General features: G+C 46.3%; 20 protein-coding genes. 12 read left to right on the top strand and 8 right to left on the bottom strand.

The annotated features are described in order from the left end of the window. The first annotated feature begins 93 nt into the window (after positions 1-93). The 3 genes from ABMY42_RS22905 to ABMY42_RS22915 all read left to right on the top strand — a co-directional run bounded on the left by ABMY42_RS22905 (position 94) and on the right by ABMY42_RS22915 (position 4679). The gene (locus tag ABMY42_RS22905; RefSeq protein WP_274790503.1) at positions 94-1509 is read left to right on the top strand and encodes an SLC13 family permease; all 1416 of its coding nucleotides are present in this window, start codon (positions 94-96) and stop codon (positions 1507-1509) included. A 278-nt stretch (positions 1510-1787) separates the two neighbouring features. Continuing rightward, positions 1788-3668, top strand: coding sequence for a methyl-accepting chemotaxis protein (locus tag ABMY42_RS22910; protein WP_017190943.1), 1881 nt, complete (start codon positions 1788-1790; stop codon positions 3666-3668). A 123-nt stretch (positions 3669-3791) separates the two neighbouring features. Then, a complete protein-coding gene (locus tag ABMY42_RS22915; protein ID WP_009702506.1) occupies positions 3792-4679 on the top strand; it encodes a DMT family transporter in 888 nt (295 codons plus the stop codon). A 119-nt stretch (positions 4680-4798) separates the two neighbouring features. On the opposite strand, the gene gpmM is transcribed toward ABMY42_RS22915, so the two are convergent. Then, the gene (gene gpmM / locus ABMY42_RS22920) at positions 4799-6331 is read right to left on the bottom strand and encodes a 2,3-bisphosphoglycerate-independent phosphoglycerate mutase (RefSeq protein ID WP_349266830.1); all 1533 of its coding nucleotides are present in this window, start codon (positions 6329-6331) and stop codon (positions 4799-4801) included. 486 nt (positions 6332-6817) lie between these two features. Here gpmM and ABMY42_RS22925 point away from each other — a divergent pair, with 486 nt between their 5' ends. The 5 genes from ABMY42_RS22925 (at position 6818) to ABMY42_RS22945 (ending at position 11236) form a co-directional block, all read left to right on the top strand. Then, positions 6818-7252 (top strand): rhodanese-like domain-containing protein, encoded by a 435-nt coding sequence (locus tag ABMY42_RS22925; RefSeq protein WP_005448321.1) that lies wholly within the window; start codon positions 6818-6820, stop codon positions 7250-7252. A gap of 201 nt (positions 7253-7453) precedes the next feature. Continuing rightward, positions 7454-7918 (top strand): protein-export chaperone SecB, encoded by a 465-nt coding sequence (gene secB / locus ABMY42_RS22930; RefSeq protein ID WP_005386410.1) that lies wholly within the window; start codon positions 7454-7456, stop codon positions 7916-7918. A gap of 205 nt (positions 7919-8123) precedes the next feature. Further along, the gene (gene gpsA, locus ABMY42_RS22935) at positions 8124-9161 is read left to right on the top strand and encodes an NAD(P)H-dependent glycerol-3-phosphate dehydrogenase (RefSeq protein ID WP_005448320.1); all 1038 of its coding nucleotides are present in this window, start codon (positions 8124-8126) and stop codon (positions 9159-9161) included. A gap of 78 nt (positions 9162-9239) precedes the next feature. Continuing rightward, the gene (gene cysE / locus ABMY42_RS22940; RefSeq protein ID WP_349266831.1) at positions 9240-10061 is read left to right on the top strand and encodes a serine O-acetyltransferase; all 822 of its coding nucleotides are present in this window, start codon (positions 9240-9242) and stop codon (positions 10059-10061) included. A gap of 26 nt (positions 10062-10087) precedes the next feature. Then, positions 10088-11236 (top strand): murein hydrolase activator EnvC, encoded by a 1149-nt coding sequence (locus ABMY42_RS22945; protein WP_005448319.1) that lies wholly within the window; start codon positions 10088-10090, stop codon positions 11234-11236. A 95-nt stretch (positions 11237-11331) separates the two neighbouring features. Here ABMY42_RS22945 and ABMY42_RS22950 read toward each other — a convergent pair whose 3' ends face one another. From ABMY42_RS22950 to epmA, 4 genes are all read right to left on the bottom strand, one after another. After that, positions 11332-12288, bottom strand: coding sequence for an acetyltransferase (locus tag ABMY42_RS22950; RefSeq protein WP_050907133.1), 957 nt, complete (start codon positions 12286-12288; stop codon positions 11332-11334). A gap of 186 nt (positions 12289-12474) precedes the next feature. Then, entirely contained in the window at positions 12475-13110 is a 636-nt protein-coding gene (locus ABMY42_RS22955; RefSeq protein WP_005448317.1) for a TetR/AcrR family transcriptional regulator, read from the bottom strand. A 21-nt stretch (positions 13111-13131) separates the two neighbouring features. Continuing rightward, positions 13132-13506 (bottom strand): VanZ family protein, encoded by a 375-nt coding sequence (locus ABMY42_RS22960; protein ID WP_017190947.1) that lies wholly within the window; start codon positions 13504-13506, stop codon positions 13132-13134. Between the two features lie 9 nt (positions 13507-13515). Beyond that, positions 13516-14487, bottom strand: a complete 972-nt coding sequence (gene epmA / locus ABMY42_RS22965; RefSeq protein ID WP_017190948.1) for an elongation factor P--(R)-beta-lysine ligase — start codon at positions 14485-14487, stop codon at positions 13516-13518. Between the two features lie 449 nt (positions 14488-14936). On the opposite strand from epmA, the gene frdA reads away from it, so the two are divergent. The 4 genes from frdA to frdD are packed head-to-tail and all read left to right on the top strand — an operon-like array spanning position 14937 to position 18291. After that, complete coding sequence (frdA, locus tag ABMY42_RS22970) at positions 14937-16757, top strand: fumarate reductase (quinol) flavoprotein subunit (protein WP_005448312.1); 1821 nt, start codon at positions 14937-14939, stop codon at positions 16755-16757. Beyond that, positions 16757-17515, top strand: coding sequence for a succinate dehydrogenase/fumarate reductase iron-sulfur subunit (locus tag ABMY42_RS22975; RefSeq protein ID WP_005425032.1), 759 nt, complete (start codon positions 16757-16759; stop codon positions 17513-17515). Before frdA ends, ABMY42_RS22975 begins: the two co-directional genes overlap by 1 nt. Before the next feature lie 2 nt (positions 17516-17517). Next, on the top strand, positions 17518-17901 hold the full coding sequence (gene frdC, locus ABMY42_RS22980) for a fumarate reductase subunit FrdC (protein WP_349266832.1): 384 nt from the start codon (positions 17518-17520) through the stop codon (positions 17899-17901). Between the two features lie 12 nt (positions 17902-17913). Then, entirely contained in the window at positions 17914-18291 is a 378-nt protein-coding gene (gene frdD, locus ABMY42_RS22985; protein WP_069687533.1) for a fumarate reductase subunit FrdD, read from the top strand. A gap of 91 nt (positions 18292-18382) precedes the next feature. Here frdD and ABMY42_RS22990 read toward each other — a convergent pair whose 3' ends face one another. The 3 genes from ABMY42_RS22990 to efp form a co-directional block, all read right to left on the bottom strand. Next, a complete protein-coding gene (locus ABMY42_RS22990; RefSeq protein WP_017190949.1) occupies positions 18383-19066 on the bottom strand; it encodes a nitroreductase family protein in 684 nt (227 codons plus the stop codon). A 243-nt stretch (positions 19067-19309) separates the two neighbouring features. After that, positions 19310-20713, bottom strand: a complete 1404-nt coding sequence (locus ABMY42_RS22995; protein WP_005425046.1) for an SPFH domain-containing protein — start codon at positions 20711-20713, stop codon at positions 19310-19312. A gap of 273 nt (positions 20714-20986) precedes the next feature. Next, the gene (gene efp / locus ABMY42_RS23000) at positions 20987-21553 is read right to left on the bottom strand and encodes an elongation factor P (protein WP_005425036.1); all 567 of its coding nucleotides are present in this window, start codon (positions 21551-21553) and stop codon (positions 20987-20989) included. Between the last annotated feature and the right edge of the window lies 1 nt (position 21554).

Here is a 21554-nt window from a genome sequence, read left to right on the forward strand (position 1 = left end):
CGCCTCTCTTTTTCAAACTCGTACTTGCCTCTAAGTACCTAAAAGCGCAATCAATTACTCTGCGTTGAGGGATGATGATAAAAGGGGCTGCCAATGCCAAAGATGAGTGCGGACACACTGGTCAAATTACTGGTGTGTTTTTTGATTCCACTCGGTGTCTTAATGATGCCGATCGATGCCATTCCAATTGACGATCTCACTTTAATTCAACATCGTCTATTGGCTATTTTCCTTCTTGCTGCACTACTTTGGGTTTTAGAACCCGTCCCCGTATTTGCTACGTCCATTCTTATCATTGCTCTTGAATTGATTATGATATCGGACAAAGGCTTACATCTCTTTCGTACCCCTCCTCCGGGGCATGATTTGGGGGATTTGATTGCTTATACGGATATATTTTCCGCGTTCTCTTCTCCTATTATCATCCTTTTCATGGGTGGCTTTGCGCTCGCTATTGCCGCTTCTAAATACGAACTTGATAACAACCTCGCCCGTGTTCTTCTTAAACCGTTTGGCACTCAACCTAAGTTCATTATGTTGGGTTTAATGCTGATCACTGCCGTGTTCTCGATGTTTATGTCAAATACTGCGACTACCGTTATGATGCTTGCGCTATTGGGTCCTATCGTGGCATCTGCACCAAAAGGCGATTTGGGGATAAAAGCGCTGGTTCTCTGTATTCCAATTGCGGCTAATACAGGTGGTATCGCGACACCAATCGGTACCCCGCCTAACGCGATTGCCTTGCAATATTTAACCGGAGAAAACAGCATCGATTTCCTATCTTGGATGATGATGGGCTTGCCTTTTGTCTTAGTGCAACTGACGCTAGCTTGGTTCTTATTGCAAAAACTCTTCCCTTCTAGTGAACCGGAAATGAAACTGCGTTTGGATGGTAAATTTAAGAGAAGCTGGCGTGCCATAGTGGTCTACGTGACCTTTGCTATGACCATCCTGCTATGGATGACAACTAAAGTGCATGGCATGAATACCTATGTAGTCGCTATCATTCCACTCGCGGTGTTTACCTTAACGGGCATCATGGGCAAAGAAGAGCTCAAGCTTATCAACTGGGATGTGCTATGGCTGGTAGCCGGTGGTATCGCCATTGGTATTGCGCTAGATAAAACTGGCTTGGCTGAAGCACTCGCACACGCAATTGATTATGAGTCCCTATCACCATTCGCTGTCGTTGTTGCCCTATCGATCGTGTGCTGGCTAATGGCAAACTTTATGTCGAATACCGCCACAGCGAACTTGTTGATGCCGATTGCAGCGGCGATTGGTGCTTCTATGCCAAGTCTGGTTGCCATCGGTGGCTTACAAGGATTGCTGGTTGTCGTCGCTTTCTCGGCTTCACTAGGTATGATCTTACCAGTATCAACACCACCAAACTCCCTTGCGTACTCAACGGGATTAATTGAAAGTAAAGACATGGCGAAGGTCGGTTTGATTATCGGCTTGGTCGGTCTGTTCATTGTCTATGGTGCGGTAATTATTCTGTTTTAGTCCATCGCTCTGCGGTAACAAAAGGTTGCCGCAGAGCTTTATCACCCATATACCTATTTGGTTTTGCATCACTCCCTCTGTTTTTATCTCAAATTTGATTCACTTAGTTAATCAATAAGTTGAATAAAAATCACACTATTCGACTCAAGTTTATCGAATATAGGTCGATAAATTTTGTACAGCCTTTCATGTAACTTTCAGTGCTTGAATCGTCTCATACCCTTTGGAGTCACAACTCGTGACGTTGATCTTTTTGTCTGTTTTATGAAGGTAAGACAATGAGAAATACCATCAAATTAAAAATACAGATTGCGATTGCAGTCATTATCGCCATTGTTAGTGGCGTTCAGGCTTGGGTTTCCGTCAATCAACTACGCGAAGAAACCACTTCTACCCTTAATCGAGAAATTCAAAACATCTCTCAATCGACCAACCGCTACATCAGTGACTGGCTTGCGATTCGTAGCGATATGATGCTCGCGAATGAAAACATCATCGCTGGCAGTGACGATGCCGATCGCGAGATGCTACTGACAAAGCGAGCCGGTAAGTTTCTATCGGTTTATGCTGGCTTCTCTGATGGCTCAATTGCCTACGGTGATAAATCTGAATCTTGGCCTTCTGACTACGATCCTCGCACTCGCCCTTGGTACCAAGATGCGATGGCGAAATCTGGTTTGATCATCACAGAGCCATACCAAGATTTCGATGGCAGCATTGTGGTTAGCTTTGCTAAGGCATTCAATCAAGGTAAGAAAGGTGTGCTTGCCGCTGACTTAGCGGTAACTGACATCATCAAAGAAGTCCTTAATATTCAGCTTGATAATGACGGTTTCGCATTCCTAGTTGATGGCAACAATAACTTGGTAGCTTACAAAGATGAAAAGCTTAGCCAAAAACCGCTGACAGAACTCAATCCAGCCTTAACTCATAGTACGATGATGACACTTGCAGGCGAAGCAAGGCTAGACACGATTCAATGGCCCAGCCAAGGCGATAAGCTGATTTACGTAGCTAAAGTGCCGAACACCGATTGGTCTTTAGGTATTGTGCAAGACAAACAAATGGCATTTGCGTCTGTCTCTGAGCAAGTGACATTTACGGCTATTGCTTCTATCGTGCTGTACCTGATTATTGCGGCAATCAGTACTTACATCATCACTCGCTTGCTACAACCTCTCCAAACGCTGTCTGATGCGCTTTCAGAGCTATCACAGGGCGAAGGCGATCTTACGCAACGCATCAAGATCGAGCGCATGGATGAAATTGGCGAACTCGCAACCCACGTGAACCAGTTCCTTGCGCAAATGCAAACCATGTTAAAAAGCATTGTCGAGAACAGTGAACAGCTTTCAGAACAAGCGAATCAAGCAAATGAGCTATCTGCGATGGCTGCGGGTCGCGTTGAGCATCAACAAAACGACGTTAACCAAATTGCAACCGCCATTCATGAGATGTCAGCAACCGCTGCTGAGGTAGCAAGTCATGCAGAGCTGACGGCAAGCGCTTCACAAAACTCAGCGTCTGCTTGTATGGAAGGACAAAACGTCATCCAGAAGAATCGTGAAGCGATCGTAGAGCTCGCAGAGCAAGTTAGCGATGCCGCCAGCGTAATTTCGGAGCTAGAAGCAAACACGCAAAGCATCAACCAAATCCTATCGACGATCCAAGGTATTGCCGAACAAACTAACTTGTTGGCACTTAATGCTGCCATTGAAGCGGCTCGTGCTGGTGAGCAAGGTCGCGGCTTTGCCGTGGTTGCCGATGAAGTACGCGTACTTAGCCAACGCACCCATGGTTCGACGGAAGAAATCCGCACCATGATCGAAACGTTGCAAAACAACACCAAACTGGCAGTAAATAGCATGCAAACCAGTACCAGTTTGGCAGATACTAGCGTGGATTATGCTCAGCAAGCACACGACAGCTTAACCAGCATTACTAACTCGATCACTGAGATCAACGACATGGCAATGCAAATCGCAAGCGCAGCAGAAGAGCAACGCGCGGTAAGCGAAGACATCAGCCGTAACACGCAAGGCATTAAAGACGATGCAGATATGATTGCCGAGCAATCACTTAAGAGCAGTGAAGGTTCACGTCAGATGTACGATACCGCCAATACGATGCGTGAAAACATCAGTCGCTTTAAAGTGTAATCCTCCCCATCAAAAGCAGCTCAACGAGCTGCTTTTTTATTGGCATAAATATGCGCTTTTAGATCTTTATAAATTCATGCATATTAAAGCCTCTCCCCTGCTCTACAAGGATGTCTCGCAATCATGGGTTATGAATGGCTGGCGCTGTGCGCTGCTTTCTTATGGGCTGTTTCTAGCTTAATTTCTGTTGTTCCCGCTCAACATCTCGGGGCGTTTGCTTATAGTCGATGGCGTATGGGCTGTACCGCAGTCATCCTCTCCACGATGGCGTGGTTCACGGGGGGCTGGCTAAGTGTCTCCACCGAACATATTACGCCAATGATGGCGTCCGGTTTAATTGGCATCTTTATTGGCGATACCGCGTTGTTCGCCTGTTTGAATCGCATGGGACCACGCCAAGCAGGCTTGTTGTTTTCTTGCCATGCGGTGTTCTCTGCCATCTTGGGTTACTTCCTATTTAGCGAAAGCATGACTGGCACGGAGTTGATTGGTGCAACCTTAGTCTTCAGCGGTGTCGTAATGGCGATTTTCTATGGTCGACGCGGGCAAGCTAGCAACGCGCTAGAAGAGATCAAAGGCAACGTTTGGATTGGTATCGGGCTCGGGTTAACCGCCGCTATGTGTCAGGCTCTGGGTGGCATCATCGCTAAACCTGTCATGCAAACCACTGTTGACCCTGTCGCCGCCTCTGCCATTCGTATGATCAGTGCTTTCGTCGCACATTGTGCACTTTGGTTAATTGGCGCCAAAGTCGCTCGCGCGACTCAAACCATCACATGGAAAGTCTTTGGCATTACAGCATTAAATGGCTTTTTGGCTATGGCGATTGGTATGACATTGATTCTTTACGCCCTGCGTGAGGGTAACGTGGGAATGGTAGCGCTGCTTTCTTCAACAACACCTATCATGTTGTTGCCACTACTGTGGATTTATACCAAGAAACGCCCAAATCGATTTGCTTGGTTAGGCGCTGCACTAGCGGTTATTGGTACGGGCATCCTAGTGCAATAGTTCAGGTTCAATTAGGGACTATTGACCTTAATAACTCTTCGCCTTACCCAACACAGGATCGCAGACACAAAAAAGCCCGAGTCGAACTCGGGCTTTTATCATTCTGAATCGTCAGTTAATTACTTAACTAGCACTTCACCAGACATTTCTGCAGGGATTTCTAGACCTGCTAGAGAAAGCATTGTTGGCGCAAGGTCAGACAGTTTACCGCCTTCTTTGAACTCAACCGCTTTGTCACCTACGTAGATTAGAGGTACTGGTAGGTTAGTGTGAGCAGTGTGGATGCCGCCAGTTTCAGGGTCGATCATCATTTCTGCGTTACCGTGGTCTGCCGTGATCAACAGTTGACCGCCAACTTCTTTGATCGCTTCAACCACTTTACCAACGCTTTCGTCTAGAGCTTCGATTGCTTTCTCTGCAGCTTCGTAAACGCCAGTGTGGCCAACCATATCTGCGTTCGGGTAGTTACAGATGATAGTATCGAACTTACCAGACTTGATAGCAGCAACCATCTTCTCTGTTAGCTCTGGAGAGCTCATTTCTGGCTGCATGTCGTAAGTTGCTACTTTTGGAGAAGCAACAAGTTGACGCTCTTCACCTTCAAATTCGTTCTCAACACCGCCGTTGAAGAAGAAAGTCACGTGTGCGTATTTCTCTGTTTCAGAGATACGTAGCTGAGTTTGACCTTGCTTAGATAGCCACTCACCGTAAGTGTTTTCTAGAGACGCAGGTGGGAATGCGATAGCTAGAGGGATATCAGCCGCGTATTGAGTCAGCATTACAAAATTGATTGCTGGGAATGCAGCACGCTCGAAGCCGTCAAATGCAGGAACGAATGCACGCGTGATTTGACGCGCACGGTCAGCACGGTAGTTCATGAAGATAACTGCATCGCCATCTTGCATGATTGCGTCTTCTTGACCTTCCGCTTTAATAGCTGTTGCTTTAACGAACTCATCGTTTTCGTCACGAGCGTAAGCCGCTTCTAGACCAGCAACCGCTGTTTCTGCAGTGAACTCAGCTTTCGCTTGAGTTAGAAGATCGTAAGCAACTTGAACGCGATCCCAGTTATTGTCACGGTCCATTGCGTAGTAACGACCTACTAGAGAAGCAACACGACCTTTACCTAGTTTCGCAAATAGATCTTGGAAACGTTGTAGTGAGTTTTCGGCACTACGTGGTGGCGTATCACGACCGTCTAGGAAGCAGTGTAGGTAGATCTCTTCAGCGCCACGAGCTGCTGCCATTTCAACGGCTGCGTAGATGTGGTCTTCGTGAGAGTGAACACCACCTGGAGACATAAGACCCATGATGTGTACTGCTTTTTCAGCTTTTACTGCAGAATCGATAGCTTCTACTAGTGCAGCTGTCTCAGCAAATTCACCATCAGCGATAGACTTAGTGATGCGAGTTAGATCTTGGTATACAACGCGACCTGCACCGATGTTGGTGTGACCAACTTCTGAGTTACCCATTTGACCATCAGGTAGACCAACGTCCATGCCTGAAGCAGAGATAAGAGTGTGTGGGTTATTCGCAATCAGTGCATCCATTACTGGTGTTTTAGCATTTGCAATTGCGTTACTTGCTGTGTCTTCACGGTAACCGTAACCGTCAAGGATAACTAGAGCCAATGGCTTCTTAGCAGACATAGTGATGACCTCATCAAATTTAAGTAACTTTCGGTGTAGAGCTTCGCTGCTCCATCTAACCTTGAAACAAAACTAGCGTAATTTTACTACACTTTTTAACCAAAACTGTAGGTTAAGATCAAATAATGTTTGCGATTTATTGTTGCTATCTTACAAGTTAGCAAGCAATCCGACCTAGTCAGCAAACGTGTTCCACAAGCATAGTCACTTTCAAGATGCTTTGTACGACCACCGAAATACTTTGGTGAAAAACTTTTTGTTGTAACCCATTGTGCGCTTTTTCGACCAGAAGTGAAGTCAATTACGCCGATTGAATTGATAGGAGGAAGTGATAATAAGATTGCATGAATGACTAGCTTCAGCCAGTTTGCTGGGAGCGCTTAGATCTCAATTATTCGTTAGAAAATTTTAACCCTCTCGCCTAAGGCGGCTATCCCCGCTATACTCCTGCTTTATTTTTCCGCCAACAGTGTAAGAGCTCAGGACATGCAAGAGTACATTGATTTTTTCCAACAGAACATGATTCTATCTTTGGTTTGGGTAGGTCTTCTTGTCGCATTCATCATGAACATCGTGAAATCTGCGACGGCAGCATACAAAGAGATTAACGTGAACCAATTGACTCACCTTATGAACCGTGAAAACGGCGTTGTGGTGGATATCCGCTCTAAAGATGAGTTCAAACAAGGTCACATCACCGACGCACTTCACATTTTGCCGTCTGATATCAAAGCAGGTAACTTTGGTAGCCTTGAAAACCGTAAATCAGACCCAATCATTGTGGTATGCAAAACGGGTCAAACCGCTCAAGAAAGTGCAAACCTACTAGCGAAAGCAGGCTTCGAAAACGTAAGCCTACTGAAGAACGGTTTGATTGCATGGAACGAAGCGAACCTTCCACTAGTACGTGGTAAGAAATAAGGTCGCGGTAAAACAATTTTGCCAGCCTCGTTTATATAAACTGAGCAAATAGAAAGCAGTTGAAGCACTAAGTTGTGATGCTTTGCACGTAATACGCGCTTCATCTAGTCAAGGTAGATTTGCTCAGTTAGTCTCAGGACAAACCATATTTCTGGGTTTAGAAAATCCTAGACCCAACAAATGTTTATTAAGGATTTAAAAATGGCTGAAGCAGCACCACAAGACGCACAACAAAACTTTGCAATTCAACGCATCTTCCTAAAAGACGTTTCTTTCGAAGCGCCTAACTCTCCAGTAATCTTCCAAAAAGAGTGGAACCCAGACGTTAAACTAGACCTAGACACTCAAAGCCGTGAGCTTGGTGAAGGTGTTTACGAAGTTGTTCTACGTCTAACAGTTACTGTTAAGAACGAAGAAGAAACAGCGTTCCTATGTGAAGTTCAACAAGGTGGTATCTTCACAGCTGAGCAAATGGAAGCAGGTCAACTTGCACATTGCCTAGGCGCATTCTGCCCGAACATCCTATTCCCATACGCTCGTGAAACTATCTCTAGCCTAGTAGTTAAAGGTACGTTCCCTCAACTGAACCTAGCACCAGTTAACTTCGACGCGCTATTCATGAACTACCTACAACAGCAAGCTCAACAAGGCGAAGCTGAAGCGTAATTCACGTTTTTGTAAGTGACGTGTTGCCCTTCCTAAGAACGAGCTCACGTCATATACCTGAAGAAAATGCACAAAGCGTCCTCTCTGCGATGCAATGTGCATTTTTTATTTCTGATAAAAGTTCCTAGTTCCTAACCCCTAGAGAGCGTAAACTCTGGCGATTATGAACTAGATTCTACTAGTAGAAAGGCAATTAGGCGGTAGCATGACACAAGCAAATACAAACAATGCTTACGGTAAAGACATCGCAATGACTGTGATTGGTGCAGGCTCATACGGCACTTCTTTGGCAATCTCCCTTGCTCGTAACGGCGCAAACGTCATCCTATGGGGTCACGAGCCAGAGCATATGGCACGCCTTGAAGCAGACCGTGCCAACCACGAATTCCTACCTGGTATTGATTTCCCAGAGAGCTTGATTATTGAATCGGATTTAGAAAAAGCCGTTCAAGCAAGCCGTGACTTGTTAGTTGTGGTTCCTAGCCACGTTTTTGGCATCGTACTGAACAGCTGTAAGCCTTTCTTACGTGAAGATTCTCGTATTTGTTGGGCAACCAAAGGTCTTGAGCCAGAAACGGGTCGTCTACTAAAAGAAGTAGCATTCGATATCATCGGTGACAGCTACTCGTTGGCAGTTCTATCCGGTCCTACATTTGCTAAAGAGCTTGCGATGGGAATGCCAACAGCAATTTCTGTAGCTTCTCCAGACGCTAACTTTGTTGCTGATCTGCAAGAGAAAATCCACTGCAGCAAAACCTTCCGTGTCTACGCAAACAACGACTTTATCGGCATGCAATTGGGCGGTGCGGTGAAAAACGTTATTGCCATTGGTGCAGGTATGTCTGATGGTATCGGTTTTGGTGCCAATGCCCGTACAGCACTGATTACACGTGGTTTGGCAGAAATGAGCCGTCTTGGTGCCGCACTAGGCGCACAACCAGAAACCTTTATGGGTATGGCTGGCTTGGGCGACCTCGTCTTAACTTGTACCGATAACCAATCACGTAACCGCCGTTTTGGTTTGGCACTAGGTCAAGGTAAAGACGTCGACACTGCGCAAGAAGAAATCGGTCAAGTCGTTGAAGGCTACCGCAACACCAAAGAAGTTTGGATGCTCTCTCAGCGCATGGGCGTAGAGATGCCAATTGTTGACCAAATTTATCAAGTATTGTATCAAGGAAAGGATGCACGCCTGGCAGCGCAAGATTTACTTGCTCGTGACAAAAAAGCCGAAGGAAAGTAGCAATCTACCGCCTTTTGCACCTCATCTGAGAAGAATAGAAGTTGTCGGGTCACGGAAGAACCACTCAGGATATTGAGAATGAAACACTGCGAAAAACAAAAAGTCTGGAACAAAATTGTTTCAGAAGCCCGTGAGATGTCAGAGCAAGAGCCTATGCTGGCGAGCTTTTATCATGCGACCATCATCAAGCATGAAAGTCTATGTGCCGCATTGAGCTACATTCTGGCCAACAAATTGAACACCGCTTCCATGCCAGCAATGGCAGTGCGTGAAGTGGTTGAAGAAGCCTTTGCCGCCGATCCAATCATCACCGACGGCGCGGCTTGTGACATTTGTGCCACGGTTAATCGCGACCCTGCTGTTTCAATGTACTCAATGCCATTGTTGTACCTGAAAGGCTACCATGCTCTGCAAGGGTACCGAGTGGCAAACTGGTTATGGAAGCAAGGTCGTCACGCTCTTGCGACTTACCTGCAAAATCAGATTTCTGTAGCATGTCAGGTCGATATTCACCCTGCAGCGCGTATTGGTAGTGGTATCATGCTAGACCATGCAACTGGCATCGTGATTGGTGAAACCGCCGTTGTCGAAAACGACGTATCTATTCTGCAAGATGTCACTCTAGGTGGTACCGGTAAAGAATGCGGTGACCGTCACCCGAAAATTCGCGAAGGTGTAATGATCGGCGCAGGTGCTAAAATTCTTGGCAATATCGAAGTGGGCGAAGGCGCAAAAATTGGCTCTTGCTCTGTGGTATTGCAAGCAGTGCCGCCACACACAACCGTGGCTGGTGTGCCTGCAAAAATTGTTGGTCGTCCGAAAACGGACAAACCTTCTCTCGATATGGATCAAGGCTTTAACGGTAAATCGCAAAGCTTTATCCATGGGGATGGTATTTAATCGTCATCTGATCCTTTGACAATAATGTGGTAGGTAACTCTCAAGTGCGAAAACAAAATCACCCAGTGCTACGCTCGGCTATTTTATTAACTTGTGCTTTATCTGCCACATATCCCCTCACCTCTTTCGCCGCAAGCCAACAAGAGCTCAAAGGCGTATCTAGCGAAATCAATCGCCAGAAAAAATCGCTAACTTCTCAAGAAAAACAGCTCAACGATCTGCAAAAATCGCTGAAAAGCCAAGAACTCGGTATCTCCAAGTTAGAACGCGAGATCAAACAAACCAAAGCAGACTTGGCACAAGCGGATCAAAACATCAGTAAGTTGGAAGAGAAGATTGCGCTGCAAGAAGCTCAACGCCAAGCACAAGAAGAAGAGCTCAAACAACTGATTCAAACCTACTACGTCACGGAGCGTGCGAAAGCCAATGGGCATCTCCTTAACGAAGGCGTAGAAGAAGATCGCATCAGCCAATACTTTCAACATCTTGCCAAAGCACGCGCGGAAGTCATTGATGCGATCACCAAAACCACCCAAGAGTTGGCGCACAACAAAAACCAACTCGAACTGGAAAAAGACCAAATTGAAACCTTGCTTAAGCAGCAGTCGGAAAAGCGCTCGTCTTTAGCAAGCACGCAGTCGAAACGTAAAGGTACGCTGAGCAAGATTCAAAAGAGCATCAAAGATGACAAACGTTACTTAGCAGAACTGCAACGTAACGAAACCCGTCTAAAGGCCGAGATAGCGAAAGCAGCAAAACGTAATGCAGTACCGATGGACGGTATTGCAAAACAACGTGGAAAACTACCGTGGCCGTTGAAAGGTCGCGTACTGCACAGCTTCGGTACCAAACAAACAGGGCAGGTAAACTGGAAAGGTATGGTGTTGTCTGCCAGATACGGTCAGCAAGTCAAAGCCGTTTACCCAGGCACCGTGGTATTTGCTGAATACCTGCGAGGCTACGGCTTAGTCGTGCTGCTTGATCACGGGAAAGGCGACATGACGCTTTACGGTTACAACCAAGCTTTGACCAAGAAAGAAGGTGATAAGGTGACCGCAGGTGAGGTGATTGCACTTGCAGGTGATACCGGTGGTCAAGACAGACCTTCACTGTACTTCGAAATTCGCCGTAACAGTGAAGCGCAAAACCCGAAATCTTGGTTAAAGCGTTTATAACTGCCGTTTATCATCGCAGTTCTAAACTGCACTATCGCGACACAAAAACAAAGGAGCCACTCGGCTCCTTTGTCGTATTCGCATTCAGAAAAATGCTAGGCGTAGTAAGTCTCTACTGCGTCGATGAAAGCACTGACATCGTCTTTGCTTAATGCATTAATGCCTGCTGCGGCTTCTCGCCCCCCACCTGTTGGGAACTGCCCACACACTGCCACCGCACCTTGCTTGTTATTCAGTGGCGCACGAAGAGAAACAGTGTAAGTGCCGTCAGCGTTTTCCGTTAACACCGCATGCGCAGAGTCTGGAGTTTGGTTTGCAAGCCAGTTGCCATAAACACCACTGATTCGGCGTGATGCCGCATTGTCTGGCAGTTCAAACAGCTTGAGCTTAGTGCTTTCGTGAGTCGCAGGGACGGCGAGTGCTGCGTCCATATCTTGCTGATAAGCCGATTGTAATTGATAGTAAGGTGACGCTTTATCTGCTATCGCATCGAATGGTGAAGCGTATTGCTTTAATGCTTGATACAAGTCCGCAGGATGGAAATGAAGGTCGTCGACTTTCGAGCCATAACCGTTGTAATTAATCAACGTCCCGAGCTCTTTTAACTGCGCTTTTTGCGCTTCATTGAGTCCGGCTTTATCCGCCAACACATCCGCCTTAGCAATCAAGTTATCGCCATAAGCAGCAGTGATTGCCCAAGTATGGAAACGTCCTTCCAACAACTGATCGACAATCAAAGCAGTACACATATTAGCATCGAGGTCGATGTGCGCGTCCAAATTACCATGCTGAGGGATCTCACCCGCTTTGTGGTGATCGGCGTAGAAAACATGCGCGCCTTGAGCTAAAGCTTGCTCTAAACCTACCATGTTCTTTTCCATTGAAATGTCCAACACCGTCAGTTCATCACCCGCTTGCACATCCACTTTCTCCACCAGCTTGATGTCGCGCTTTACGCCCGTCACCAACTCAGCGTTGATAGGATCCGCTAAACGCAATTGCAGCAATGCGATGATGCCGTCGGCATCGCCATTAAAAATGTCGTAATTCATTGAACGATAGTTCCTTTATCGAGAATCATACCCCAACGGATGCTTTTAGGGTGCATGAATCCTATTGTGCGAAATGAGCACAGCAAGTCAACTCAAGGAGGGAGTTGAAAATGAGAGCTGCGCTCTAAACTTTAAGCGTAGAACCATACTCTCATTTTCTAGATTTAATAAGGAGGGAAAATAGTATTAACTGTGCAGTCGGCTCACCGCTTCTTCAAGCAGTAGCAATTGCTCCATACCTTGCTCGGTTGCCACTGGTTTAACGACATTGAGCATTTGCAGCATACCTTGTTTTACCATTTGCTCGGTAATTTCGGTCTTTGGTGACATCGCTGACTGGTAAGCTAACCAACTACACGCGATAAGGTGCAGTGTACAAACCAGTGATTTCAACTGCTCTTGATCAACATTCAATAATTTCAAAGACACAAACTCTTGCATGATCGCAATCAGGTTGGCTTGTAGCTTCTCTTGAACATCAATGTATTCATCATGAAGTTGTTCGTCTCGAGAAAGGATTTCGGGAAGATTCGCGTAGAAAAAACGGTACTTCCACATCAAAGTGAAGATCGAGTCGAGGTAGCTTTTCAGCATGGTCAGGCTCTCTTGAGAACCTTGAATAGGGGTAAAGCGTTCTAGCAGTTCCGCAGAGTATAGCGCGAAGATCTCACGCACAATTTCCTGCTTATTACGGAAGTGGTAGTAAAGGTTGCCTGGGCTAATTTCAATATGGTCAGCAATGTGATTGGTTGTGATATTGCGCTCACCATGTTGGTTGAACAACTCCAGTGCGGCATAGACGATTTTGTCGCGCGTTTTCATGGTTATCGTATTCCCTCTTCATTAACGAATCGAGTATAGCGACTTCACCAACCTAGGTCGATAGAGGCTCCAAATACGGTAACATAGCAGACCAGTTAGAATACCAATCGAGTTCGCAATCAAGTCGAGCCAAGAGGTTTGGCGTCCCACATAACCTTGTAAAACTTCAATCACAGCGCTGAATAAAAGAATACTCAGTGCCACAATCCAACGCTGACGCCAATTTGCGACACAGAAGCCTCCCAAGAAACCAAAACCACTGTACGCCATCGCATGCTGCATCTTATCCAAATATGCAATGTTGCCCCAATCTTGCAACTCTCCCGAGCTCAGAGACAAGTACGCAATCAAAGTCGCATAACTAAGCAGCACCAAACGTCCAGCGGTCAGGTTCATTATTTATCCTTAAGCAATAGGGAATGGAAAAGCGGTCACTTGGTCGATATGGTCACAACCCAGCGCCAACATGATCAGGCGATCAACGCCTAACGCCACACCTGCGCAATCTGGCAAACCTGCTTCTAATGCGCCAATCAAATGGTAATCAATCGGCTGTGGTTTCAAACCCATTTCCAGACGCTTAGCATTATCTTGTTCAAAACGCGCCAATTGCTCTTTCGGGTTATCCAGCTCGTGGAAACCGTTCGCCAGCTCAATGCCTTTGAAGTACACCTCGAAACGATCCGCCACTCGGTTGTCTTGCGGATTGATCTTTGCCAGCGCCGCTTGCGATGCAGGGAAGTCATACACAAATGCAGGCGCTTGTTGACCAATCTTAGCTTCGACACCAATACTGAAAAGTAGTTGCAGCAAGGTATCGCGATCCTCCTCAGGCTCAGCAATATCACTTAGCCCTAACTTAGCCGCGACCACTTTTAGCTCTTGCATCGAGCCTTCTAAAGGGCACACGCCTAGCACATCAATAAAAGCTTGCTGGTAAGTCATACGTTCTGCCGCACCACACTTCAGCACCAGTTGAAGTAGGTCATCCATCTCATCCATCAACTTATGGTGATCAAAACCAATCCGGTACCACTCCAGCATGGTGAACTCGGGGTTGTGATGACGACCATTCTCTTCGTTACGAAACGCTTTGTTAATTTGGTAGATACAGCCGCTGCCCGCCGCCAACAAGCGCTTCATATGGAATTCAGGGCTGGTCATAAAGAACAGTTTGCTGCCGTCGGCATAACCCGGTCCAACAAACTCTGTTTGGAAGGTATGCAAATGAATGTCGGTCACCGTGGCGTGGCTCATAGCTGGCGTGTCAACTTCCATCACCTGTCGCTCGGCAAAGAATTGACGAATAGAGGTGATCAACGCAGCACGTTGACGAAGTTGTTCCATAGAAGCGGTTGGTTGCCAGGTCGTTTGCATAACAAGAGTCTCAATACATTGGTGAGCGAGGAAAATAGCAATTTTGGCACGCTTTGCCTAGTTCATCGATAGGGGATTCCTCTTAATTTCATCCGTCTAAATACGAATAAAACTCGATTAAAACTGAAGCAAGCATTTCACGTTCCACAGTACAAAAAACACTCACAATTAATCCTATTATCAATGAGGGTAATGTCGTGCAACACCTATGTAACATTGACCGAGTTTACGTTTATCCCTCAACCGTTTCGTGCCGTGATAGCAGTCACATAACCTAGAATTTCTATGCTCTTGTGTGCATTACCGGAGAAAAAACCCAAATACATCAATTTTTCTGCCATAAGGCTCCCCTACACTAACCCTACTACTTTTGAGGGATTGCCTTAAAACCCTTCCCTCACACTCACAATAACAAGCGGATTTCCGCAATCACACACTGGAGGATAACTGTGCAAATTATCACCACAGATATCGCAGTCATCGGCGCAGGCGGCGCTGGTCTTCGTACTGCTATTGCAGCGGCTGAAGCAAACCCGGACTTAGAAGTAGCACTTATTTCTAAAGTTTACCCAATGCGCTCCCACACGGTTGCTGCAGAAGGTGGCTCAGCAGCAGTTATCAAGGATGAAGATAGCTTAGACAACCACTTCAACGACACTGTTGGCGGTGGTGACTGGCTATGTGAACAGGACGTTGTTGAATACTTTGTAGAGAACGCGACTCGCGAAATGATCCAAATGGAGCAATGGGGTTGCCCATGGAGTCGTAAAGAGAACGGTGAAGTCAACGTACGCCGCTTTGGTGGTATGAAGGTTGAACGTACTTGGTTCGCTGCAGATAAAACTGGCTTCCACATGCTTCACACGCTATTCCAGACGTCGATGAAGTACGACAACATCAAGCGCTTTGATGAGTACTTTGTTGTCGACTTGCTTGTTGATGAAGGTGAAGTACAAGGTCTGATTGCAATCCACATGTCTGAAGGTGAACTGGTTACGATTAAGGCGAAGTCTGTCGTACTAGCAACGGGTGGCGCAGGTCGCGTTTACCACTGTAACACCAACGGCGGTATCGTAACGGGCGATGGCATGGCGATGGCTTACCGTCACGGCGTTCCTCTACGTGATATGGAATTCGTTCAGTACCACCCAACAGGTCTTCCTGGCACTGGTATCCTGATGACTGAAGGTTGTCGTGGTGAAGGCGGTATCATCGTCAACAAAGACGGCTACCGTTACCTACAAGACTACGGTATGGGTCCTGAGACTCCAGTGGGTCAACCTAAGAACAAATATATGGAACTGGGTCCTCGTGACAAAGTTTCTCAAGCTTTCTGGCACGAACAACAGAAAGGCAACACCATCAAACACCCTCTTGGTGATGTGGTGCACCTAGACCTTCGCCACCTAGGTGAAGAGTATCTACAAGAGCGTCTACCATTCATTTGTGAGCTAGCGAAAGCTTACGTGAACGTTGACCCAGCAAAAGAGCCAATTCCAATTCGTCCAACGGTTCACTACACCATGGGTGGTATTGAAACCAACGGCGAATGTGAAACTCGCATTAAAGGTCTATTCGCGGTTGGCGAATGTGCGTCTGTTGGTCTTCACGGCGCAAACCGTCTAGGTTCTAACTCGCTAGCTGAGTTCGTGGTATTTGGTCGCGTTGCGGGTGAACAAGCGGTGAAACGTGCTGCAGAATTCAAAGGCTGGAACGAAGAGTCTATCGCGACTCAGGTGAAAGCAGTTGAAGACCGCATTGCCGCTCTAATGAACCAAGAAGGTGATGAAAACTGGGCAGATATCCGTACTGAAATGGGTCACACCATGGAAGCAGGTTGTGGTATCTACCGCCAAGAAGACTTGATGCAAGCAACCATCGAGAAAATCACTGAGCTGAAAGAGCGTTACAAGAAAATCAGCATCAAAGACAAAGGCAAAGTGTTCAACACTGACCTTCTTTACGCTATTGAAGTGGGCTACGGTCTAGAAGTCGCAGAAGCGATGGTTCACTCTGCAATCCTGCGTAAAGAATCTCGTGGTGCGCACCAACGTCTAGACGATGGTTGTACAGAGCGTGATGACGTGAACTTCCTGAAACACTCGCTTGCTTTCTTCAAAGAAGATGCAGCACCAAGTATCGACTACAGCAACGTGACGATTACTAAGTCACAGCCTAAAGCGCGTCTATACGGTGAAGCCGCAGAAAAAGCAGCAGCAGCTGAAAAAGCCGCTGAAGCAGAAGCGAAGAAGGCAGAGGAGCAAGCATAATGTCATCAAACCGCATTCAAAAAGTCGACATTCTGCGTTACGACCCAGAGAAGGACGCAGAACCATATACTCAAACGTTCGAAGTACCTTTTGATGAAACCATGTCTGTGCTTGATGCACTTGGTTACATCAAAGATCACCTAGACAAAGATCTATCTTACCGCTGGTCTTGTCGAATGGCGATCTGTGGTTCTTGCGGCATCATGGTAAACAACGTGCCTAAGCTAGCTTGTAAGAGCTTCCTACGTGATTACCCGAATGGCGTGACTATCGAGCCACTAGCAAATTTCCCAATCGAGAAAGACTTGATCGTGGACATGACGCCGTTCATCGAGCGCTTAGAAGCTATCAAACCTTACATCATTGGTAACGACCGCAAACCAGAAGACGGCACAAACCTGCAAACGCCTGAGCAAATGGCGAAATACAAGCAGTTTGCTGGCTGTATCAACTGTGGTCTGTGCTACGCAGCATGTCCTCAGTTTGGTTTGAACCCTGAGTTCATCGGTCCTGCTGCTCTAACTCTGGCACACCGTTACAACCTAGACAGCCGTGACAACGGTAAAGATGAGCGCATGAAGCTGATCAACGGTGAAAACGGCGCTTGGGGTTGTACGTTCGTAGGTTACTGTTCTGAAGTTTGTCCGAAGAGCGTAGATCCTGCAGCGGCAGTAAACCAAGGCAAAGTAGAGTCTTCTATGGACTTCGTAATTGCTATGTTGAAACCTGATGGTTCACCGAAAAAAGTGGAGGCATAAGGATGAGCAACCGTAAACCTTACGTTCGTGAAGTAAAACGCACTTGGTGGAAGAACCATCCTTTCTACCGCTTCTACATGCTACGTGAAGCAACTGTGCTTCCTCTGATCCTGTTCACTATCTTCCTGACTTTCGGTCTAGGTTCTCTAGTGAAAGGTCCTGAAGCTTGGCAAGGTTGGTTGGAGTTCATGGCAAACCCTATCGTGGTAGCGATCAACATCGTTGCACTACTAGGTAGCCTGTTCCACGCACAAACTTTCTTCAGCATGATGCCACAGGTTATGCCAATTCGTCTGAAAGGCAAACCAGTGGATAAGAAAATCATCGTTCTGACTCAGTGGGCAGCAGTTGCGTTCATCTCACTGATCGCTCTCATCGTGATGTAAGGAGCTTGAGTAATGAAACCAAATTATAGTGTTAATACAGCACCGAAACGTTCTGATGAGCCAATCTGGTGGAGTCTATTTGGTGCCGGTGGTACTTGGTTCGCAATGATCACGCCAATCACGGTACTCGTACTCGGCATCCTAGTTCCACTAGGTGTGATTGATGCAGAAGCAATGAGCTACGAGCGCGTATCTGAATTCGCAACCAGCATCATTGGTGCACTGTTCATCATCGGTACGCTAGCACTGCCAATGTGGCATGCAATGCACCGTGTACACCACGGCATGCACGACCTTAAATTCCACACAGGGGTGGTAGGTAAGATCGCATGTTACGCATTTGCAGGTCTTATCTCTGCACTGGCTGTTGTCTTTATCTTCATGATTTAAGACGCTGACGGAAAATGAAAAAAGCTGGCACCTCGCCAGCTTTTTTATTGCCTGTTATTTGGTTTATCGTCAGCGCTATTCGTTTCAGACACTATTCAATAAAGGTCGCGATTTCATCCAGTGACTTTTTGTGCATTGCATGTTCTGGAATAGTCGCATCTTCTTCCGGATAACCGGTCACAATTAACATATACGGACGGTCAACATCGTTGTCTCGCCCACAAATCTTACTCAAGAAACTCATCGGCTTTGGCGTGTGAGTCAACGTACCCAAACCGGCGTTATGCAATGCTTGAAGCAAAAAGCCTGTGGCAATCCCTACTGACTCGTGTACGTAATAATTGGTTTGTTCCCCATCATTGCTCATGCCACCTTTCTTTTGCGAAAACACAGCGATCAGCCACGGCGCTTTTTCCAAATACGGCTTACTGGCATTCGTGCCGAGTGGTTTCAGTGCATCTAACCATTCTTGCCCAGCTCGACCTTCATAGAAAGAACGTTCTAATTCTTCAGCGGCTTGGCGGATCTGCCCTTTCACTTCCGCACTGTTAATCGCAACGAAATGCCAAGGTTGATGGTTTGCCCCACTAGGTGCCGTACCTGCAGCTCGAATACAGTGCTCAATCACTTCTTTCGCCACTGGGCGATCAGAGAAACTTCGAATGGAATGACGGCGCTGAAGTTGCTCAAGATTATGTACAGCTCTTGCTGCCATTTCCTGCGGAGGGTATTCCACATAATCATTGAGTGGATGGTGTTGCTCTTGAGTAGACATAGTGCTTCCTTGCGCTTGTTGGGTGTTGATTCACTATAGTCACAAATTTCACTCTCGACTTTTTATCTTCATAAAATCAATGTGATATTGAGATAAAGTGCAAATATTCAGCCGTATTTCACCAACAAAAAAGAGAGGCTGATAACTCGTATCAGCCTCTGCATTACTCTGATTTGTACAGTTATCAGAGCTTTTAGTCACCTATGATCTTTTTGCTTTTTGAGCTTTTGACCACCCATGATCTTATTGCTGTGTGACCTTCTTAGTTTGGTCCATTAAGCCCAACGCGCCAAAGCCAGTAATCACATCAAGGTTGGTTTTCAGACCTGTTTCTTCACCACCACCAATGTAGTTTTGTGGCATCTGCACTTGGAAGTTTTGTAGGTTGTTGTACAGCGAGTTCGCCACGTCTCGATTCAACTCGGCCAAGTACACTTCTCTGTTTGCGCCCAATGCCGCATACTTCGCTTTCAAGACTTCCGCTTCTGCACGACCTTTTTCAAGAATCGCTTTTGCTTCAAATTCCGCAGACAAAGCATTGGCTTTTTGAATCGCTAGGTTAGCTTCCGCTACTGCTAGCTCTTTCTCTTTCTCCACCTCAGCCAGTCGCTTAGTTTTCTCTACTTCAACAATTTCACGCTCCGCAATTTGACGCGCAACTTCGACTTCTTTTTGCTGTGCGATGATCGCGAGCTCTTTGCTACGCTGAGCATCTTGTACTTCACGAGTACGTTGAATCTCTTTACGTAACTGCTCAGTCTCTGCTTGTGCTTTGGAGGTCTCTTGCTCCTGAATCGCACGAATACGGTCGGCAACTAGACGCTTCTTATCTGCCAACAACTGATCAAGCTGTTTCTCTGGCTGCGGGTCACCGATGGTCACCTGCGTCACTTGAATACCGTATTGCTGTAGCGGGTTATCCTGTCGGATTGGTTGCCCTGTTCCATCCACAACCGGAACCGTCTTCCACACCAATTGGTTAGTACGTTGCAGTTGGTTCGCATTCGATTGGTTAGCACCTACTGGAGCAAGGTCTAGCTCTTCCACTTCTACCTGACGACGCTCAGTCAGATAAATGCCTTCACGCAGTTGATCACCCAATTTGGATTTGAACTGGTTCAAACCACCTTGGAAGAACTCTTCCCCCGTGTACTGGGTCGCGGTAATCACTGTCACGTTACGTGCGTTCTTCACCAACAGAGCATCGATAAGGTTGCTGTTGTTGCGGAACTCTTTGTGCATCTTCTTAACCGCTTCAGGATCATTGCTGAGCTTAAAGCGGAATGTCACCGGAATTTGACCAATGTAGGTATCGGCAAAGCGAACCTGCACCGCATCAAGGCGTTGATAAAAATCCTCACCCTTGCTGTTACCAAATGACACGGTGATCACTTGGTCATACTTGGTGATCTTAGACAGGAACGGCATACGAAAATGAATGCCCGGCTCCGTGAATACATCCAATTCACCGGTGATGTTGTTCTGATGCACATAGCTGTAACCCGCATCGGTCATTAGCACTGAGCTGTTAATCGTTAAGCCTATGGCCAGCAGCGGGATACCAAATACGGCTGCTTTCAATCCTTTATGTAGTAACTGACGTCTCTCTTCCACTTTTAAACCTCGTCCTAAGCCTCTGCTTTCCATTTTGTTCTCCTTTTTAGGTTGTCATTGAGTTAAATCGATAAAAATCAAATTGCTATACAACTCGCTGACAACGAGGACTAATGTATCAAATTGTGACATTAAGAAATAATCGAAAGATTCATGAAATAAATAAGATTTTTACGAATAATACAAAATCATTAAAAATTTGCGGAGGATATCGATGTTTTGCACAGAAGCATTAAAGGGAGGGGAATTGCAGACAATAAAAAAGGCCGCCGAAGCGACCTTTTTCATCAAATACGTTTGAGTGAATTACTTCACACGACCTACGTATTCAGCAGTACGAGTGTCAACTTTGATCACTTCACCGATTGCGATGAATAGTGGAACACGTACAACAGCGCCAGTTGATAGCGTAGCTGGTTTACCACCTGTGCCTTGAGTATCACCTTTCAGACCTGGATCTGTATCTGTAACTTCTAGCTCAACGAAGTTTGGTGGAGTAACAGTAATTGGGTTACCGTTCCAAAGCGTGATCATACAAGTGTTGTTTTCTACCAACCACTTAGCGTTGTCGCCAACTGCTTTCGCGTCTGCAGCGATCTGCTCGAAAGTTTCGTTGTTCATAAAGTGGTAGAATTCGCCGTCTGAATATAGATAATCTAGGTCGATATCCATTACGTCTGCCACTTCACAAGTGTCACCAGACTTGAATGTTTTCTCTAGCACTTTACCAGAAAGAAGTTTACGAATTTTAACGCGGTTGAACGCTTGGCCTTTACCTGGTTTAACGTATTCGTTTTCCAGAATTACACAAGGCTCGTTATCAAGCATTAACTTAAGGCCGCCTTTAAATTCATTGGTGCTAACTGTAGCCATT

Source organism: Vibrio sp. SSH13-20 (assembly GCF_040104475.1).
Classification (GTDB): domain Bacteria; phylum Pseudomonadota; class Gammaproteobacteria; order Enterobacterales; family Vibrionaceae; genus Vibrio; species Vibrio harveyi.

Coding starts and splice junctions, on each gene's coding strand:
- ABMY42_RS22960 (WP_017190947.1), bottom strand. CDS start 13,506: ATGAACCTGACCGCTGGACGTTTGGTGCTGCTTAGTTATGCGACTTTG.
- ABMY42_RS22975 (WP_005425032.1), top strand. CDS start 16,757: ATGTCATCAAACCGCATTCAAAAAGTCGACATTCTGCGTTACGACCCA.
- frdD (WP_069687533.1), top strand. CDS start 17,914: ATGAAACCAAATTATAGTGTTAATACAGCACCGAAACGTTCTGATGAG.
- ABMY42_RS22990 (WP_017190949.1), bottom strand. CDS start 19,066: ATGTCTACTCAAGAGCAACACCATCCACTCAATGATTATGTGGAATAC.
- ABMY42_RS22915 (WP_009702506.1), top strand. CDS start 3,792: ATGGGTTATGAATGGCTGGCGCTGTGCGCTGCTTTCTTATGGGCTGTT.
- frdC (WP_349266832.1), top strand. CDS start 17,518: ATGAGCAACCGTAAACCTTACGTTCGTGAAGTAAAACGCACTTGGTGG.
- cysE (WP_349266831.1), top strand. CDS start 9,240: ATGAAACACTGCGAAAAACAAAAAGTCTGGAACAAAATTGTTTCAGAA.
- efp (WP_005425036.1), bottom strand. CDS start 21,553: ATGGCTACAGTTAGCACCAATGAATTTAAAGGCGGCCTTAAGTTAATG.
- ABMY42_RS22955 (WP_005448317.1), bottom strand. CDS start 13,110: ATGAAAACGCGCGACAAAATCGTCTATGCCGCACTGGAGTTGTTCAAC.
- ABMY42_RS22905 (WP_274790503.1), top strand. CDS start 94: ATGCCAAAGATGAGTGCGGACACACTGGTCAAATTACTGGTGTGTTTT.
- ABMY42_RS22950 (WP_050907133.1), bottom strand. CDS start 12,288: ATGAATTACGACATTTTTAATGGCGATGCCGACGGCATCATCGCATTG.
- epmA (WP_017190948.1), bottom strand. CDS start 14,487: ATGCAAACGACCTGGCAACCAACCGCTTCTATGGAACAACTTCGTCAA.
- gpsA (WP_005448320.1), top strand. CDS start 8,124: ATGACACAAGCAAATACAAACAATGCTTACGGTAAAGACATCGCAATG.
- ABMY42_RS22925 (WP_005448321.1), top strand. CDS start 6,818: ATGCAAGAGTACATTGATTTTTTCCAACAGAACATGATTCTATCTTTG.
- ABMY42_RS22910 (WP_017190943.1), top strand. CDS start 1,788: ATGAGAAATACCATCAAATTAAAAATACAGATTGCGATTGCAGTCATT.
- gpmM (WP_349266830.1), bottom strand. CDS start 6,331: ATGTCTGCTAAGAAGCCATTGGCTCTAGTTATCCTTGACGGTTACGGT.
- secB (WP_005386410.1), top strand. CDS start 7,454: ATGGCTGAAGCAGCACCACAAGACGCACAACAAAACTTTGCAATTCAA.
- ABMY42_RS22995 (WP_005425046.1), bottom strand. CDS start 20,713: ATGGAAAGCAGAGGCTTAGGACGAGGTTTAAAAGTGGAAGAGAGACGT.